This is a genomic window from Faecalibacter rhinopitheci (assembly GCF_015234135.1).
Taxonomy (GTDB): Bacteria; Bacteroidota; Bacteroidia; order Flavobacteriales; family Weeksellaceae; genus Empedobacter; species Empedobacter rhinopitheci.
Window position 1 is genome coordinate 95,609 of the sequence record NZ_JADGIK010000007.1, and the last position, 15,893, is coordinate 111,501.

Annotated in this window: 14 protein-coding genes and 1 pseudogene; 12 read left to right on the forward strand and 3 right to left on the reverse strand. The window is 27.5% G+C overall.

What is annotated here, in order from left to right; translation table 11 throughout:
• Nucleotides 1–720: 720 nt before the first annotated feature.
• From IM532_RS13825 to IM532_RS11095, 3 genes are all read left to right on the forward strand, one after another.
• Entirely contained in the window at nt 721–2,031 is a 1,311-nt protein-coding gene (locus tag IM532_RS13825; protein WP_317173012.1) for an RHS repeat protein, read from the forward strand.
• Entirely contained in the window at nt 2,006–2,413 is a 408-nt protein-coding gene (locus IM532_RS11090) for a hypothetical protein (protein WP_194183519.1), read from the forward strand. The genes IM532_RS13825 and IM532_RS11090 overlap by 26 nt, the downstream gene beginning before the upstream one ends.
• Nucleotides 2,414–2,645: 232 nt before the next feature.
• Nucleotides 2,646–3,050, forward strand: a complete 405-nt coding sequence (locus IM532_RS11095) for a hypothetical protein (RefSeq protein ID WP_194183520.1) — start codon at nt 2,646–2,648, stop codon at nt 3,048–3,050.
• 248 nt (nt 3,051–3,298) lie between these two features.
• Here the strand turns inward: IM532_RS11095 and IM532_RS11100 are convergent.
• Nucleotides 3,299–4,656, reverse strand: a pseudogene (locus IM532_RS11100) (IS3 family transposase).
• Between the two features lie 333 nt (nt 4,657–4,989).
• Between IM532_RS11100 and IM532_RS11105 the strand changes: the two are divergent.
• From IM532_RS11105 to mobC, 6 genes are all read left to right on the forward strand, one after another.
• Nucleotides 4,990–6,219 (forward strand): phage integrase SAM-like domain-containing protein, encoded by a 1,230-nt coding sequence (locus IM532_RS11105; RefSeq protein ID WP_194183521.1) that lies wholly within the window; start codon nt 4,990–4,992, stop codon nt 6,217–6,219.
• Nucleotides 6,216–7,391 (forward strand): hypothetical protein, encoded by a 1,176-nt coding sequence (locus IM532_RS11110; RefSeq protein WP_194183522.1) that lies wholly within the window; start codon nt 6,216–6,218, stop codon nt 7,389–7,391. The genes IM532_RS11105 and IM532_RS11110 overlap by 4 nt, the downstream gene beginning before the upstream one ends.
• Nucleotides 7,392–7,467: 76 nt before the next feature.
• Nucleotides 7,468–7,746 (forward strand): helix-turn-helix domain-containing protein, encoded by a 279-nt coding sequence (locus IM532_RS11115; RefSeq protein WP_188319761.1) that lies wholly within the window; start codon nt 7,468–7,470, stop codon nt 7,744–7,746.
• A gap of 116 nt (nt 7,747–7,862) precedes the next feature.
• The gene (locus IM532_RS11120) at nt 7,863–9,014 is read left to right on the forward strand and encodes a VapE domain-containing protein (RefSeq protein WP_194183523.1); all 1,152 of its coding nucleotides are present in this window, start codon (nt 7,863–7,865) and stop codon (nt 9,012–9,014) included.
• Nucleotides 9,015–9,233: 219 nt separating this feature from the next.
• A complete protein-coding gene (locus IM532_RS11125; RefSeq protein WP_194183524.1) occupies nt 9,234–10,091 on the forward strand; it encodes a toprim domain-containing protein in 858 nt (285 codons plus the stop codon).
• 239 nt (nt 10,092–10,330) lie between these two features.
• Nucleotides 10,331–10,672 (forward strand): plasmid mobilization relaxosome protein MobC, encoded by a 342-nt coding sequence (gene mobC / locus IM532_RS11130; protein ID WP_194183525.1) that lies wholly within the window; start codon nt 10,331–10,333, stop codon nt 10,670–10,672.
• A gap of 30 nt (nt 10,673–10,702) precedes the next feature.
• Here mobC and IM532_RS11135 read toward each other — a convergent pair whose 3' ends face one another.
• A complete protein-coding gene (locus IM532_RS11135; RefSeq protein WP_194183526.1) occupies nt 10,703–11,257 on the reverse strand; it encodes a hypothetical protein in 555 nt (184 codons plus the stop codon).
• A gap of 12 nt (nt 11,258–11,269) precedes the next feature.
• Nucleotides 11,270–11,779 (reverse strand): hypothetical protein, encoded by a 510-nt coding sequence (locus IM532_RS11140; protein WP_194183527.1) that lies wholly within the window; start codon nt 11,777–11,779, stop codon nt 11,270–11,272.
• Between the two features lie 326 nt (nt 11,780–12,105).
• Here IM532_RS11140 and IM532_RS11145 point away from each other — a divergent pair, with 326 nt between their 5' ends.
• Genes IM532_RS11145 through IM532_RS13720 form a run of 3 tightly spaced genes read left to right on the forward strand, consistent with a single transcriptional unit; the run spans nt 12,106 to nt 15,892 of the window.
• Nucleotides 12,106–12,303 (forward strand): helix-turn-helix transcriptional regulator, encoded by a 198-nt coding sequence (locus tag IM532_RS11145; RefSeq protein ID WP_194183528.1) that lies wholly within the window; start codon nt 12,106–12,108, stop codon nt 12,301–12,303.
• Nucleotides 12,304–12,305: 2 nt separating this feature from the next.
• A complete protein-coding gene (locus IM532_RS11150) occupies nt 12,306–14,564 on the forward strand; it encodes a restriction endonuclease subunit M (protein ID WP_194183529.1) in 2,259 nt (752 codons plus the stop codon).
• A complete protein-coding gene (locus tag IM532_RS13720; RefSeq protein WP_228063721.1) occupies nt 14,564–15,892 on the forward strand; it encodes a restriction endonuclease subunit S in 1,329 nt (442 codons plus the stop codon). The genes IM532_RS11150 and IM532_RS13720 overlap by 1 nt, the downstream gene beginning before the upstream one ends.
• Nucleotide 15,893: the final 1 nt, after the last annotated feature.

Genomic DNA, 15,893 nt, shown 5'->3' on the forward strand with positions numbered 1-15,893 from the left:
GTATTCATGAATCCTGCGAATTTGTCTTGATACAAAACATTTGAAATTAAAAGGAGAAGCCACGGTGTGGCTTAGGTATTCTTCTCTAATTTTCATTTTGTCTATACTCATTTGTGATGCGTATTAAGTTCATATTGTATTTTTTTATATATGTTCTTTTTTCTTTGATGAAAAAAGAACCAAAAAAATCAAGGCTTCAAATCTATTTCACTAAAATTAAATATCATTACGGGAAAGATTTAAATGACTCGTTAGCACTCGCTAAATCTTTCTTATCCTCCATTCTATTTAATTTCTTAACGTTATAGATTTAGAGGCCGATTAGTAGAGTTGTAAGGAAGTGAACTAGTTTTTAGTAATTTGTTTTTTATTTAGATGTTCTTTTTTCTTTGATGAAAAAAGAACCAAAAAAATCAAGGCTGTAAATTCTTTGCTAAAAAAGAATTTCAGTTGGCTAAATAATTTAAATCACTCGCTATCGCTCGGGAAATTATTTTTAACGCCTTCTTCGTTCTTTTTCTTAACGCCCGAATTTAAGGCCAGTTAAACTTAGTTATTTAGTGAACAAATGGAGACGATTATGTATATGATAAAAATGGAAATTTAAAAATTGATTTAAATAAAGAAATTACGGATAGTATTATTTATAATCATTTAAATTTACCTATCTTAGTACAGAAAGGTGTTGGAAGTGTAGCATATGCGTACAATGCAAATGGTGTGAAGTTAAGAAAAATAGTAAAAAAACTAAGTGGAACAAATGCTGGATTAACCACAACTATAACAGAATATTTAGATGGTTTTCAGTATAAAGATGGGGTATTACAATTTTTCCCGACAGCGGAAGGGTATGTAAATGCAATAACTAATGGTACGGTAGCTTATAACTATGTATATAACTTAACCGATCATCTAGGAAATGTGCGTGTAAGTTATGCATGGGATGAGGTAAATAGTAAACTAAAAACTGTAAACGAAGATCATTATTATCCTTTTGGTTTACAACACAATGGCTATAATAAACCTCAGAAAGATATACAAAGTACACTTGGAAAGATAGAAATTGCAATTGGCTTAGAAAGTTCTTCAGGTTCTGGAAATTATAAGTACAAATACAACGATTATGGAGCCAAAAGCTTTAATAAAGTTTTTGGTGAACATACCAAACGAAGTGTTGAACTACAAGACGAACTTGGTTTAAATTGGCATGACTATGGATGGAGAAATTATGACGCTAATATTGGGAGATGGTTCAATGTAGATCCTTTGGCAGAGAAAATGCGTCGCCACTCACCTTACAATTATGCTTTTAATAATCCTGTTTACTTTATTGATCCCGATGGGATGATGCCTGATCCTCCACAAAATGGCTACGAATATAAAGATGGTTATGTTCATACAGATGATACAGGTAGTTGGGTATATAATGCTAAACAAAATACCTGGGATGGTTTAAACGGAGAGAATACATATGCTAACGAAACAGTTAATTTAGGTGAAGCTAGTATAATTGCTAAGAAAGATAATAGTTTCCAAGGCATTGTAAATAGAGCTTATGATAAAAGTTATGATCCTAGATTTTCTCCATATAATCCTGACGCTATTAGCTTTTCACTTAATTATGGTGTAAATGCTATCTTTTTTCAAGCAAATGTAAATGTACAAGTAGCTATAACTGGAGGAGATTTTTCTATTTTAGGTGGAGCAGATTCTGGCATAGGAGTTAGTTTTGATAAAATTGGCTTTGGTCCTTCTGCTTCTTTGAATTTTCATGATAACTACGGTGGGAATAAAGATGTTTTAGGAGGTCTAAAAGGATCTGACATTACTACTTCAGCAAGTTTAATTCTTGGTGGTAGTTATAGTACATCTGCATTAATAGATAATGATACAAAAATACCTATTATCCAAAATGGACAGCCTATTGAAGCCGCAAGCGGTGTTAGAAGCTATGGAGTGAATTTAGGTACGAGTGTAGGAGCAGGAAGATCAATTACAAAATCATATGAAATATACAGATTCTCGAATTAAATTATTTAAATATTATTTACTATTTAATATTCTTTTTCTATACTCATGTTCCAATGGTATAGATTGTGGTTTGTTAGTAAAATTCGCAGTTGAAAATGAATGCATCATAATCGTAAATAAATTACCTTCATCTCCATCTCCAACTTTAGATGCTATAGGAATTAATCCTACTACTAAAAAGGAGTGTGAGTGTTCTGATGGAGGAAGATGGTGGTCTCAATATAGAAATGAAATAGAAATAGGAGACACTATTATCAAACGAAAAGGCGAACTAACATTCAATATTCACAAAAAAAATACGATTATTTCTCACGAATGGGAGTGTAAAGGTGAAATTTATAATCCAGATGGAACTATAAAAGAAGTTCTAAAAAAACAATAAAACAAAAGGCAAACCAACGTTTGCCTTTTGTTATTTTATAAAGTTGCTACATTTTTATTAAAGAAATTATCTCTCTATATATTGTTATATTTGAGAAACAATGAGATGTTCATTCAAACAGATGGAGTGTAGGATAATTGAAGAAGTAAAGTGTTTGTTTAGGATTACGAAAACCAGGGTTAGGAATTAGTCAACAATTTTCTAATTCTATAATATTGAGACCTTTTAAAAAATGAAAAAAATATTATTATTACTTATACTATCTATGTTTTGTGGATGTGGAGAATCACAGTGTAACGACTTTCATAAAATAGTTTTAAAACAGCAATCTAACATTATTATAGATAGAAATTACAATACAGAAAAGTCTTCTTTTGCTTTAGGTACATTAAAATTAAAAGGGAGAAATCTAGAGACAAATAAATCCGAATATTTTCATCCTGACACAAGAGGATGGCAACCATTCGCACAATATATTTCAATAGGAGATACAGTAATAAAAAAGAAAGGTGAAGCGATTATGTATATTTATAAAAAAGACACTATCGTTTCTATAAGCTATGAAAATTTTTGTGATAAGACAAAATATGACCAAAACCAAGTGTTAAAGATTATGGTAAGAGATAGTATTAAATAAGCGAGGTATTTTTCCAAATGTGTTGTTTTTATACAATGTATAATTCACAAAACCACAAAAGGAAAAATATGTATTTAATAATATTCTTTTTATTTAATTCTTGTAGCTCAATTAATATTTCAGAAAATAAAAGAATTAAGTATGATGATATTCTCAATCATTATATTAAGCTAACTGATAGAGATAATGAATGTATGTTGTCAAAATAAATGAGACACCTCTTTCTAAAAATTAAGAGAGTGTTTGGTTTATAAATTTATTATTTTTTCTTGATAATACAATTGCCTTCTTTTTGCAATTGTTTGTTGTTTAATAATTGCTCTTTGTTCTAAAATTTTATCTGCTCGACCAAAATACACATCCGAAGGCGTAAGATTGTTAAAAGCCTTATGATACCTATGATTGTTATAATTTTCTACAAACTTATTTAAGGCCTCTACGAGCTCATCAGGATGATAGTAATGATCCAATTTTACTACATTTTTCATTGTCCTGTGGTATCTTTCAATCTTTCCTTGTGTCTGTGGATGAAGCGGTTTTCCTCTAACATGCTTCATATTTTGGGTATTTTCTAAATAATCTTTTAATTCACTTGATACATAACAAGGTCCATTATCCGATAATAATTTAGGTTTTTCCTTGGTTTTTAATTTAGCCTTTTCAATGGCTGTTTTTACGGTTCTTTTTACATCTTCAGCTTTCATTGAGCTACATAATTCCCAATGAATAATATATCGGCTGTAATCGTCTAAAATCGTGCTTAAATAATACGATCCCCATCCAATAATTTTAAAGTATGTAAAATCAGTCTGCTACATTGGATGAACAAAATTGGTTTTATCTTTAAATTCATTTGCGGCTGAAATTAAAATATGATTGGGTGCTGAAATTAGATTTCGTTGCTTCAATATCCGATAAACACTCGATTCTGAGATGAAAATCCCTAATTCGTCCGTCATTTTAAAAGCCAGTTCTCTAGCAGATAATTCAGGATAATCCAAGGCTAATTCTACAATTAAATCCTTCTGAGAATCTGGAATACTATTCCATTTACGATGAGTTGAGTAACGTTTAGATTCTAATGCTTCAAATCCATTTGCTAAGTATTTTGAATACCATTTATAAAATGTACTCCTTGCAATTCCAAATTCCTCTAAAGTACGTTTAACTCCAATTTCTGAACGAGTTACAATTTGGATAATTTTGTGTTTTTCACTTGCTGATAATCGCATATATTTTTTGAATTTTGTTTTTAATCCAACGAGTTCAAGGTTTTTTTTACGATATCATAGCGAACAACCAAATCGGCTACAATCTCTTTTAAACACTGGTTTTCTTTGCGTAATTCACTTACATCATCGCTTGTTGCTTCACGAGTAATATCACCAGATAATCACTTTTTACCTGCTTCTAAAAATTCTTTATTCCACTTATAAAATTGAGATTGACTAATGCTATATTTTCTACAAAGTTCAGCAATTGAAGTTTCTGCTCGTAAGGCCTCCATTACAATTAAAATCTTTTGTTCGGATGTAAATAGTCGTCTCGTATTTTGACGGATCTCTTTTACAAATTTTTCTGGAGTTGGTGTTTTGGATTTTGCCATAATTAAAGTTAATGATTTTTAAAACACTATCTTAAATTTTAGGTCTTAGATGTCCACTTTTTGCTGACGATTTACAATTTAGTTAGTTTTAATATAAATAAAACTATGAATTTAAATGTATTAGGGGAGTAAATAAAAAAAGCACCTTGTTTACAAAGTGCTTTTACAGGTGGTCCCACTTGGAGTTAAGTTTGTTTATATCAATTTTTAATGTACTTTCACCACCTAAACATCAGTTAGTTAGGTATTTACATTAATTTGTTTTAATAATTTTTAACTCATTTTAATTTCAAAATCACCCCCTTTCTGACCCCCTAATTAAAAATTGTTATAATGAAATATCATTTTGAATTAAGAAAGGATAAAATCACAAAAGATGGACTTATTCCTATTAGATTAGTTGTTACACACGGAAAAATAAGAATTCGAAAAAATATCAATGCTAAAACTACTATTGTTGATTGGAATAGAGAGAGTCAATTGATTAATAATTGCAAAAAGTGTCCATTTTACGATTACTATATTTCTTGCAATAAGGAGATTACCAATGTCACAGAGAAAGTAGATTATATTTTTAAATTTTTTGAATACAATGAAATTGTTTTTTCTGAACAAATTTTTAATGAGAGATTTGATGAAGATAATACTAAAATTTCAATTGATTTTTTTGAAGCCTTTCAAGAATTTATGGATGTATCAAAATCAACTAAATCAGAAGGAACAATAAAAAAATATAAAACAGTCCGAAATTTCTTAAATGACTTTAAATCTTTTACAAAATATCCTTTACGTTTTGATACAATTAACACCAAATTTGAGGAGGTATTTATGCTTTATTGTTTTGATGAACGTGAAACATTAAATAACTATTATGGCAAATTAATTTCTATCATAAAAACTTTTATGCAATGGAGTTTTGATCGTCAGTATCATAATTGTTATGAATTTAAGCGATTAAAAAGAGTTGAAGATGAAGTAGAAGTAATTTACTTAACTATAGATGAATTAATGGAATTGTATAATCATAAATTTGACAATAAATCGAAGGAAAGAGCAAGAGATTTCTTTTGCTTCGCTAGCTTCACTGGGCTACGCCACTCAGATGTTTACAATTTAGGTAATGCAAATATATATGAAGATCACATTAATTTATCATTAATCAAAACTAAAACAAACGATCATATTGTCCCATTAAATGATTTTGCAAATGAAATTTTAAATAAATATAAGGATACTATCTATTATCCAATTCCTAAAATTTATTCACAAAAACTAAATAAAAAAATTCAAGAATGTTGTGAAGATCTAGAATGGTTTGATGATGTTAATATTGTTCGTTACATAGGAACAAAACGAATTGATAAAAAGTTTAAAAAATATTTATTAATCACTTCTCATGTCGCTCGTAAAACTTTCATAACAAACAGTTTAATCCTTGGCATGAATGAACGAGTACTAAGAAACATCACAAATAGTAAAGATGAAAAATCATTCAGACGTTATGTAAAAATAGAAGAAGTACATAAGCAAAGAGAAATGAACATTTGGAATAATATAAAATGAGAACTTTTAATTTAATAAACAACGTTGATCAAATTTTGGGTGTTTTAAAACTTAATCTAAATCTTCAAAATATTCATGATATATCATTAGAGATGATTGAAAAATTAGATTATTTTGAGCTATTAGAACTTTTCCCTGCTTTTTATATAAATGAGAATTTCAAAAAAATCATCCATTTAATTGATTCTGAAGGTTACTATAATATTATTGATAATTCATTAGAAAAAATCAAAGAAACTGAAAAAAGTTTGTCAACAGTTCACTTTATAGCTTATTTAATTGGTCTAAAATATAAAGCAATTTCTTTTGAATATCATCCACCATTATTTGATGATTTTATAGAAATTATTGACAACAAGATAATTAAACACAAAGCAAAACTAAATACTGAGCTGAATGATAATTTTTCAATTAAAGATTCTTTTGGATTGTTTTTTATTCATGACAAGGAAGTTGCTTTAAACATTTTTACAAAATTCGTAATTAGTAAATTAAAAAAATATGATTTTGACACTCTAGCAATAGAGCTAATAATGAGTAAAGATGTAATTTTTTATAAAATTGGTATTAATCATATTCCAAATTTTGATCATTCAAATTATAAAGATGTTTCACTCTTAAAAAATGACGATCAATTATTCATTGAAAAACATGAATTATGTAAAATATTACGTGAAAAAGAATATTTTAATGCTGATTATCCTTTATCAGAATACACTGAAAAAGATTTACTAAATACAAACACACATTTTTCAAATTTCATTTCATTTCAAAATGAATTCAAACAGTTTTTGTATAATGAAATAGGTGAAGATTCAATTTATAATAATATTAATATTGGAGAAATATTTTTGACTAACATTTGTATAGAGTTACCAGAATATGATATTTCTACTTTAAATCATACTAATATAATTTTAAAAAAAATCATAAAAGATGATGAATCAAAAATTAGATTTATAGCATTTTTTATTCATCAATTTGATCTTGGTTATTTAACGGGAATAACAAATATTCTTCCAATAATATTATCTAATTATTTTGGAGCACAATTAATAAGCAAAAGTACTATAGAATCTTATTTCAAAAGACCTCTAAATAGACCTAAAACCCTAACAAAAGAAATTTCCAAAATATACAAAATATATCAAAACATTGATGAACAGGGCTAGTGTATACTGGTGTAAATAGAAAATGAAAAATTATATCAACATTTGTATCAGTTAAAAACAATTAAAATTATACAAAATGAGTAACAGATTTGTAGATCGTGGAGTTGATAATGTAATTGCTCCTGAAATAAAAAAAGAATCGATAAAAATTATTGAAAAAATAAATTATCCTGTAAAAGAAGATCGTTTAAAACAAGCAGAAGTTGCAGAAATGTTTGATACCACTGTTCAAACAATTATTAATTGGCGAAAGAAAGGAAAAATTCCTTTTTATAAAATCGGAAGAAATATTATCTATTCTAGAAGTCAATTAATCAAACTTGCTTCCCAAAATCAAGATTTAGTAAAAGCATAAAAAAAGTGATTATTCCCCAATAATCACTTCAAATATTATAAACAAAGCAAATGCCTTATTGTATTTAAATATTGCGAAACAAATATAAGGCATTTCATTTAAAATCAGAAACATTTATGAATGAAAATGTTATGTCGAATTCTGTATTCGATAAGCTAGAGTATTATCTGAACAAAAATTATGAAATTCGTTTTAATAAAATCAAACTTATTTACGAAGTTTCTGCTTTAGGAGAATATAATTTCTCAGAACTCAATATTGAACGTCTATATATTGAGTTAGAACGAAACAATGTTAAGCTATCATTTGATAAGCTATTAATCTATTTAAAAGCGTTTTCTACTCATTATGATCCAATTAAAAACTATTTTCATAATCTTTTACCTAAGTGGGATGGACAAGATTATATTGGAGAATTAGTTTCTAAGATTGAAGTGAATGAACATCAAGAGTTTTTTAACGAGCAATTTAAAAAATTTCTAGTTCGAACTATTTTATGCGCTTGTGAAAAGAAAATAATCAACAAAAATGCTATTATACTTTATAGTTCAATCCAAAATATAGGAAAATCTTCATTTATACGTTATCTCGTACCGTTTATTTTAGAGGATTATTTTTCAGAAGACATAACGAATGAGAAGGACAGCGTAATAAAACTAGCTACAAACTTCCTTATAAACTTAGACGAAATGCAGAATTTTCTTACAAGTTTATTAGAATTTATAAAAGCTCTCATTTCAAAAGAAAATATCCACGAAAGATTGCCTTATGCTAGAAAATCAGAAAGAATTGAGCGTATTGCATCATTTATCGGATCTACAAATAAAACTCACATACTTAAAGATAATAGTAACGTTAGATGGTTAGTTTTTGAAATAAATCACATTGACTTTTCTTATTCTAAAATAGATATTAACAAAGTTTGGTCACAAGCTTATCATCTAGCTTATAATGAAAAAGGGTTTAACCCATTTATGACTAAAGATGAATTAAGTTACAATGATGAAAAAAATAACAGTTTCAGAGCTTTCACAAGGGAAGAAGAAGAAATTATTGCATTTGTAGATCATAGTGAAGATGAAAATGATTTTATGACTGTAACTGATTTAAGTTTTGCACTTAGAAAAGTTAATATTAATAAATACCCAAACATATTGGGTAAACTACTTAACAATATCGGTTATAAATATGTGAGAATTGGAGATGAAAGAACAAAAAAATACAAAATAAAATTGTCAAATTATTACTCTAAAATTTTAAATTTTTAAAATCTACCTATTCAACCCGTTCTACCTATTCAAACCCTTTATTCATCTATGTTCATTTTAGATAAGTAAGATATATCTACCTATTCTTACCTATTCAAAAGTACAAAAAGTGAATAGGCTGAATAGGTATGGACAGGTAGAAAAAATAAGCTCAATCCCGCTTATAGATTATACTGAATAGGTAGAACGGGTAAAAACTCTTACTTAAAAAGAATATATATGAATTTAAACGAAATAAATAGTCTAGATTTTGTAAAAATTTTGGATCAAAAAATAGGCTTCAAACCTAAAAAAATAAATAATAAATCGATTTGGTTTAAATCTCCTTTTAGACCAAACGAATCAACCCCTTCTTTTCATATTTCGAAGATTTACAAATATGATATTTGGTTCGATCACGGAAACGGATTAGGTGGAAAAAACGTTGATTTTTTTATTCATTATTTGAAAACAGATGTAAAAGGAGTTTTAAAATACTTCAACGAAAATTCTTTTTCTTTTCAACAGCAAAAAGTTTCAAATGATATATATACTCCAAAAAATAATTATAGTGTCTTAGAATTGAAAAAAATCACTTCATTACCTTTAATTCAATATTTAGATGAGAGAAAACTCCCTTTAGAAATTGTAAATCGATATTGTAAAGAAATTCATTATAAGTTAAATGATAAAAAATATTATGCTATTGCATTTCCAAATAATCAAAATGGTTTTGAAATTCGAAATAAATATGTCAAAATGTGTTTGGTTATAAAAAATATTACTTTGATAAAAAATAATCAAAATCAATTAAAACTTTTTGAAAGTTGGAGTGATTTTATTAGTTACCTTTTTTTATTTCCTACTGAAGAATTTAAAAATGATTTTTTGATTTTAAACTCAATTGCTTTGCTCAGAAAAAATTTAGAATTGATTAATCAATATGAAAAAATTGAATCCTATTTAGATCATGATGACTCAGGAAAATCTGCTACATTTTTTTTAGAAACTGAATTAAAAAATAAAGTAAAAGATGATTCTTTTTTTTATAAAAACTTCAAAGATTTGAATGATTTTTTAATTAAAGCAATTTCTTAAATTAATGTTAAAAATGAATTTACATGCAAGATATGGATTTGTCACTACGACAAATCACGAACTTGCTTTTTTTTGTAAAAAATTTTCAAGTAAACAATTCTTAAAATAATGTTAAATTTCAAATTAGATGCAAGATGTGGATTTGTCACTACGTCAAATCACAAACTTGCTTTTTTAACAAAAAAAAGAGTACATAATTTCGGAACTCAATCATGAATTTTAATAAAATTTTATAAAAAATGAGAGATAAATTTATACAAATTAGGGTGTCAGAAAAAGAAAAAAATGAATTTCTTAAAATAGCAAGTGAAAGAGAACTTTCATTAACTGATTTAATATTAACTGATGTTTTAAAGTTAAGGGATAAAACAAAACATCGTAAAATTATGAATTTATTAAATCAAGAAAATTTTGATTATTCTAAAGTTTCTACAAACATAAATCAAGTAGCAAAATATGTAAATACAAATCAAAAAATTGATGAAAATACTCTAAAAGAATTTAATAATTTACTTCGTGAATTAATTATTTTAAAGAATAAAGCTAACGATCTTGCTTATAAATATGTAATGGAATTGTAGAAAAAAAATGGATCAAATCTGATCCATTTTTTATTTCCAAACAACATCAAGGTTCTCAAAAATTGCCTCAATTTGCTTCGACATTACTTCTTTTGGATAAACGATTATTTTTAACTGTCGTATGATTGGGTAAGTTGTTTCGGTTGTTTTGAATGTGATGGTTGCTTTAGTTGGGATGTTAGTTTTGATATTTTCGGCTCGAATTCCATTATTAAACGAAACAAAGACTTCATAAGTTTGCACTTGGTTTCCTTGTGGATCTATAAAATAAGCTTGTTCACATTGAAAAAAACTTCGTGTTTGAGTTTCTATATTTTTGTACATAAAAGTTACCGTAACTGTTTTATCAGCTTTAGAACCTATAATACTTGTTATATCTAATTGAAAACCATCTACTTTCACTGATTGTATTGGTTTCATTAAATTCAACGTTTCTTTGTAATAATGATTCTCTTTCAAGAGTTCTTCATTTTTAGCTTTTTGAATTTTAATTTCATTCTCTAGATCAGGACATTTTTGTTGAGCAAAGATGAACGAGTTTAAAAGCGTATAGAATAAGATGAATAGTATAAATCTTGCTTTCATTTGGTCAAATATTTAATTAGTAAAACATAATTCATTATAGTCATTCAACTGATTTTCTATCGCTGAATCATACCATTCTTTCGTTGCATAATGCTTTTTATGAGCTATTATCCCTCCTTTTATAGTTAGAATTCGAGAAAAAAATAGATTAACAAATAAGTTATTTTGATTTTTCTCAATTGCTTCAAGAATACCAATATGTATTTCTTCGATACTAGCATCATTTTCATTGAATAAAAAAGCATCTGCTGTAAAATTTCCAGTAGATATCATCATCAAATACAATTTGCTTCTTTCAGTTTCATCCAAATTTGAAATATATGCTGAAATTGAACTTATAATAAATGGTTTAAAATCTTCTGTTCTATTAAGAATTCCTGATTTAAAAGAATCTGAAAATTCTTTTACTTCAACTTCATTTAATCGTATAAATTCTGGTGGATTAATATTTCCAAAAAAAGAAATATTTAAAAATTGAGAAATAATACTTTTTTTCTCTTGCAGTGTTAATTGATTCTCCATGTCTAGATTGTTTTTAGAAATAAAGTAGCGTGGAACTAAATACATTTCGTGACAGAGGTACCGCGAAGAACCCAACAACCAGAAAGACTTAGCCCACGCCATATATAGACATGGGCGTAAGCCCATCGAAAATTTGGTTGTTTTGAAAATTCGCGGTTTTCTGTCACCAATTGACGATAGCTTACGCGTACGTAATTACTATTTTAATGATGTAAAGATAGAAAATCAATTCCATATTTTAATTTGAAATATTTCTTGCAAATTCTCTTTTTTTATACTACCTATATTAATATATTTAACATCAAATGTTAATCTAATAACATATAATGAAAATCAATCGATTAAAAATAATACTTGTTGAGAACAGTAAAACCAATAAATGGTTAGCTGAAAAACTAGGCAAAAGCGAAGTTACTGTTTCTAGATGGTGTACGAATGAAGTACAGCCATCAATAGAGACTATGGCGCAGATTGCCATACTATTAAAAATAGATATTAAAGAATTATTAAACTCGACAATATAAAAATGGAAGTTCAAATTAAGAATAATAAAATTTATGCTCCTTTAAAAGATAAGTGGCTAGTGTTAAAACCAGAAGAGGAAGTAAGGCAAAATTATATTGTAAGGTTAGTTAATTCGTATGGATATAGCCTTGATCAAATGGAACAAGACTATTCAAAAAAAATTAATTTAGGAAATTTAGATTCTATCAAATATGACATTATTGTTTGGAGTAACAAAATTGAAAAATTAAATAATAAAAAACCTTTAATAGTTATTGAGTGTAAATCCGATAGCATAATAATTAGAAAAGAAGATTATTTTAAAGGTATTAATTTATCTAAAAACATAGGAGCTGATTTTTTTGTTGCAACTAACTCAAAACAAACTAAAATATTCTCTAAAACATTCAAAACAAACTCCTTAAACACAGAAGAGATATTAGATATTCCAAATAATGAAGAAGCTCAAAGTGAACCAAAAATTAAAAAATTATTGCAAAAAACTAATGACTTTTTAAGAGAAGATTTTAGTAAAACTTTATTCAAATGTCATAACATCATTCGTAACAACGACAAACTTTCTCCAGAAGCTGCTTTTGATGAAATTTCTAAAATTTTATTTATTAAGATTAGATACGAAAGAGCTAACTCTGAGCATCAGATATTTTCAGAAGAAGCCTTTAAAGCAGATAAAGCGAGTTACGAAAAATACAAGCCAAAAGATGGGAAAGATTTTTATCAATTCTTATTCGATCAAACCAAAGAAGATTTCAAAGACGATGATTTATTCGAGCCTACTGAAATTCTAAGAATCCGTGAAAACAGTTTCGAAGCTATTGTAAAAGAATTACAGATTTACAACCTTTCTACCACATCAGATGACGTAAAAGGGATAGCGTTCGAACAATTCTTAGGGCGTACGTTTAGAGGAGAATTAGGTCAATTCTTTACACCGCGTACTGTAGTAGATTTTATGGTAGATGTATTAGATCCGCAAGAAGGTGAAACCATTTGCGATCCGTGTTGTGGTTCGGGAGGTTTTTTAATTAAAGCCTTCGAATACGTACGTGCAAAAATTGAAGATGAAATTCAAGTAGCAAAAGACAAAATCAAGGCACAATATTATACAGAAGCATACGACAAACTTTCTGAAAAAGAAAAAGCCAAAGTAGACGATCAGGTAAATAATTTCTTTACAAAGCTAAACGCAGAACTCGATATATATAATTCCAAAGGAAGAATGTATAAACTTAGTCGATACAGTATTTATGGAACAGATGCCAATCCTCGTATGAGCCGTACAGCGAAAATGAATATGATTATGCATGGTGATGGGCACGGTGGTGTACACCATAACGATGGTCTATTGAATGTAAATGGAATCTTCGAAAATCGTTTTGATGTCATCTTAACCAATCCACCGTTTGGAGCACGTGTAGAAAAAACATTAAAAATAAGTGAAGCTGATAAATATACAGACGAAGAGCGAATTAAAAAATATAGGAAAGACTACGGGACAGCGTACGATGAAGCTTTAAAACAAGTAAACGATAATATCGGTAAACCACTTTTAAACTTGTACGAAACTGGTAAAATGAGTACGCTGACTGAGGTGTTATTCATCGAGCGTAATTTAAATTTATTGAAACCAGGCGGACGTATGGGAATTGTATTACCTGAAGGAATTTTAAATAATTCAAATATAAATAAGGTAAGAGATTTTGTAGTAAGCAAAGCCAAGATTATTTTAATTACCTCTATTCCACAAGATGTATTTATTGCGAGTGGTGCGACGGTAAAACCAAGCTTATTATTCTTTAAAAAGTTTACCGAAGAGGAGCGAAAAGAATATGATAAAATTGTAAAAGAAGTAACAAAAACGATAAATACAACCTATGAAATACGTTTAAAAAAAATTAAAGAGGATTTAGCTAAAAAAGGTAAGGAAACATTGTCTGTAGAAGAGAAGAAAACTCTAAAAGCTGAACAAAAGTCTATTGAAACAAAAATAGAAACAGAAATAAAAGCTTTAGTAAAAGAAAAATTCAATTATCAAATTCCGATTGCCGAAGTAGAAAAAGCGGGTATCAGTACAACTGGTGCTAAAATTGAAAACGATTTAGAACCTTTAGCAGAAGAATTTAAGCAATACCGCTCAGAAAATAAATTGTGGAATACTTTATTTAAAGATATTAAATATGAAGTAATTGAAAACCAAATATATCGTATTCCTTTAGCAGAAAGTAATGTAACAGCTGAATCTGAAATCTTTTATAACTAATGAAAATGGGAAATAGTTTATTAGAATTTACAAATTTAGTGAATCTGAATTATTGGAGTGTAGCTTTTTTAAAAGAGCAAAAAAATAGTTTTAAAAATAAATTTGAGTTAATACCAATTTCTAAAATATTAAAACGTAGTAAGAATATAATTAATATAGAGAATACTTCAAGTTATAAACGCGTCACGATAAAATTATACTCCAAAGGAGTTTTTTTAAGAGATGATATAAAGGGAAGTGAAATAGGTGTAAAACGTCAATATATTGCATCTAAAGGGCAATTTATTTTGTCTAAAATTGATGCAAGAAATGGTGCTTTTGGAATTGTTCCTGATTTTCTAGATGGAGCAATAGTAACTAATGATTTTCCTTTGTTTAATATTGATACAAATATTATTAATCCAAGTTTCTTCTTCTTACTTACTTCAACTAATGTATTTATCGATTTAGCAAAATCTTGTAGTAGTGGAACAACTAATAGACAAAGGATTGAAATAGAAGTTTTTTTAAAATTTAAAATTCCCTTACCGAGCCTCCAAGAACAACAAGAAATTGTAGATGCATATTTTGCTAAAATAAATGAATCGAATCAATTAGAAGAGCAAGCTAAGAATATAGACCAAGAAATAGAGAAGTTTTTGTTTACGGAGTTGGGAATAAGTAGTGGTGATAAAATAAATAAAAAAAAGAAAGGGCTTAATCTTGTTAATTTTACTCAATTAGAAAGATGGGATACAGAATTTATTTTAGGTTATCAACAAAAGTTAGTTTCAAAATATCCACTTGTAAAGTATAATGATTTATTTGTTAGTGTTAACAATGGTGTTTCTTCAAGGTTTTATTCTAATGAAGGAATAAGATTTTTGAAGGTCTCTGATATTAAAGAAAATTGTATATCCGATGCAGACATTAGGTATGTTAATAAATATAATGAGAAGGATTTATTGAAAGACGATTATCTTCTTATTACAAGAAAAGGTACAGTTGGTAATTCTTATTATAAAGACATAGGAATTTTTATTGCATCTTCGGAAGTATTTATTATAAAAATAGATAAATCGAAAGTTTTAGGTAATTATATCGCAGAAATAAATCTATCAAATTTTATTCAAAATCAATATAAAGAAAAATATACTGGAACAATTATGCCAAGCTTATCGCAAGGTAAATTAAAAGAAATAATAATTCCTTTACCTCCATTAGAAATCCAAAAATCGATTATTGAGAATATTCAAAAATTGAAGTATGATAAAAGAAATATATTTAACAAAGCTGAATTATTAAAACTACAAGCAAACGAAGAATTTGAAAACGCAATTTTTCAATAAA

What these genes read in the sequence shown, in the direction of transcription:
- IM532_RS11110 (WP_194183522.1), top strand. Translation starts at nt 6,216, where the DNA reads ATGAGAACTTTTAATTTAATAAACAACGTTGATCAAATTTTGGGTGTT.
- IM532_RS11120 (WP_194183523.1), top strand. Translation starts at nt 7,863, where the DNA reads ATGAATGAAAATGTTATGTCGAATTCTGTATTCGATAAGCTAGAGTAT.
- IM532_RS11135 (WP_194183526.1), bottom strand. Translation starts at nt 11,257, where the DNA reads ATGAAAGCAAGATTTATACTATTCATCTTATTCTATACGCTTTTAAAC.
- IM532_RS11095 (WP_194183520.1), top strand. Translation starts at nt 2,646, where the DNA reads ATGAAAAAAATATTATTATTACTTATACTATCTATGTTTTGTGGATGT.
- IM532_RS11105 (WP_194183521.1), top strand. Translation starts at nt 4,990, where the DNA reads ATGAAATATCATTTTGAATTAAGAAAGGATAAAATCACAAAAGATGGA.
- IM532_RS11115 (WP_188319761.1), top strand. Translation starts at nt 7,468, where the DNA reads ATGAGTAACAGATTTGTAGATCGTGGAGTTGATAATGTAATTGCTCCT.
- IM532_RS11090 (WP_194183519.1), top strand. Translation starts at nt 2,006, where the DNA reads ATGAAATATACAGATTCTCGAATTAAATTATTTAAATATTATTTACTA.
- IM532_RS11145 (WP_194183528.1), top strand. Translation starts at nt 12,106, where the DNA reads ATGAAAATCAATCGATTAAAAATAATACTTGTTGAGAACAGTAAAACC.
- mobC (WP_194183525.1), top strand. Translation starts at nt 10,331, where the DNA reads ATGAGAGATAAATTTATACAAATTAGGGTGTCAGAAAAAGAAAAAAAT.
- IM532_RS11150 (WP_194183529.1), top strand. Translation starts at nt 12,306, where the DNA reads ATGGAAGTTCAAATTAAGAATAATAAAATTTATGCTCCTTTAAAAGAT.
- IM532_RS11140 (WP_194183527.1), bottom strand. Translation starts at nt 11,779, where the DNA reads ATGGAGAATCAATTAACACTGCAAGAGAAAAAAAGTATTATTTCTCAA.
- IM532_RS13720 (WP_228063721.1), top strand. Translation starts at nt 14,564, where the DNA reads ATGAAAATGGGAAATAGTTTATTAGAATTTACAAATTTAGTGAATCTG.
- IM532_RS11125 (WP_194183524.1), top strand. Translation starts at nt 9,234, where the DNA reads ATGAATTTAAACGAAATAAATAGTCTAGATTTTGTAAAAATTTTGGAT.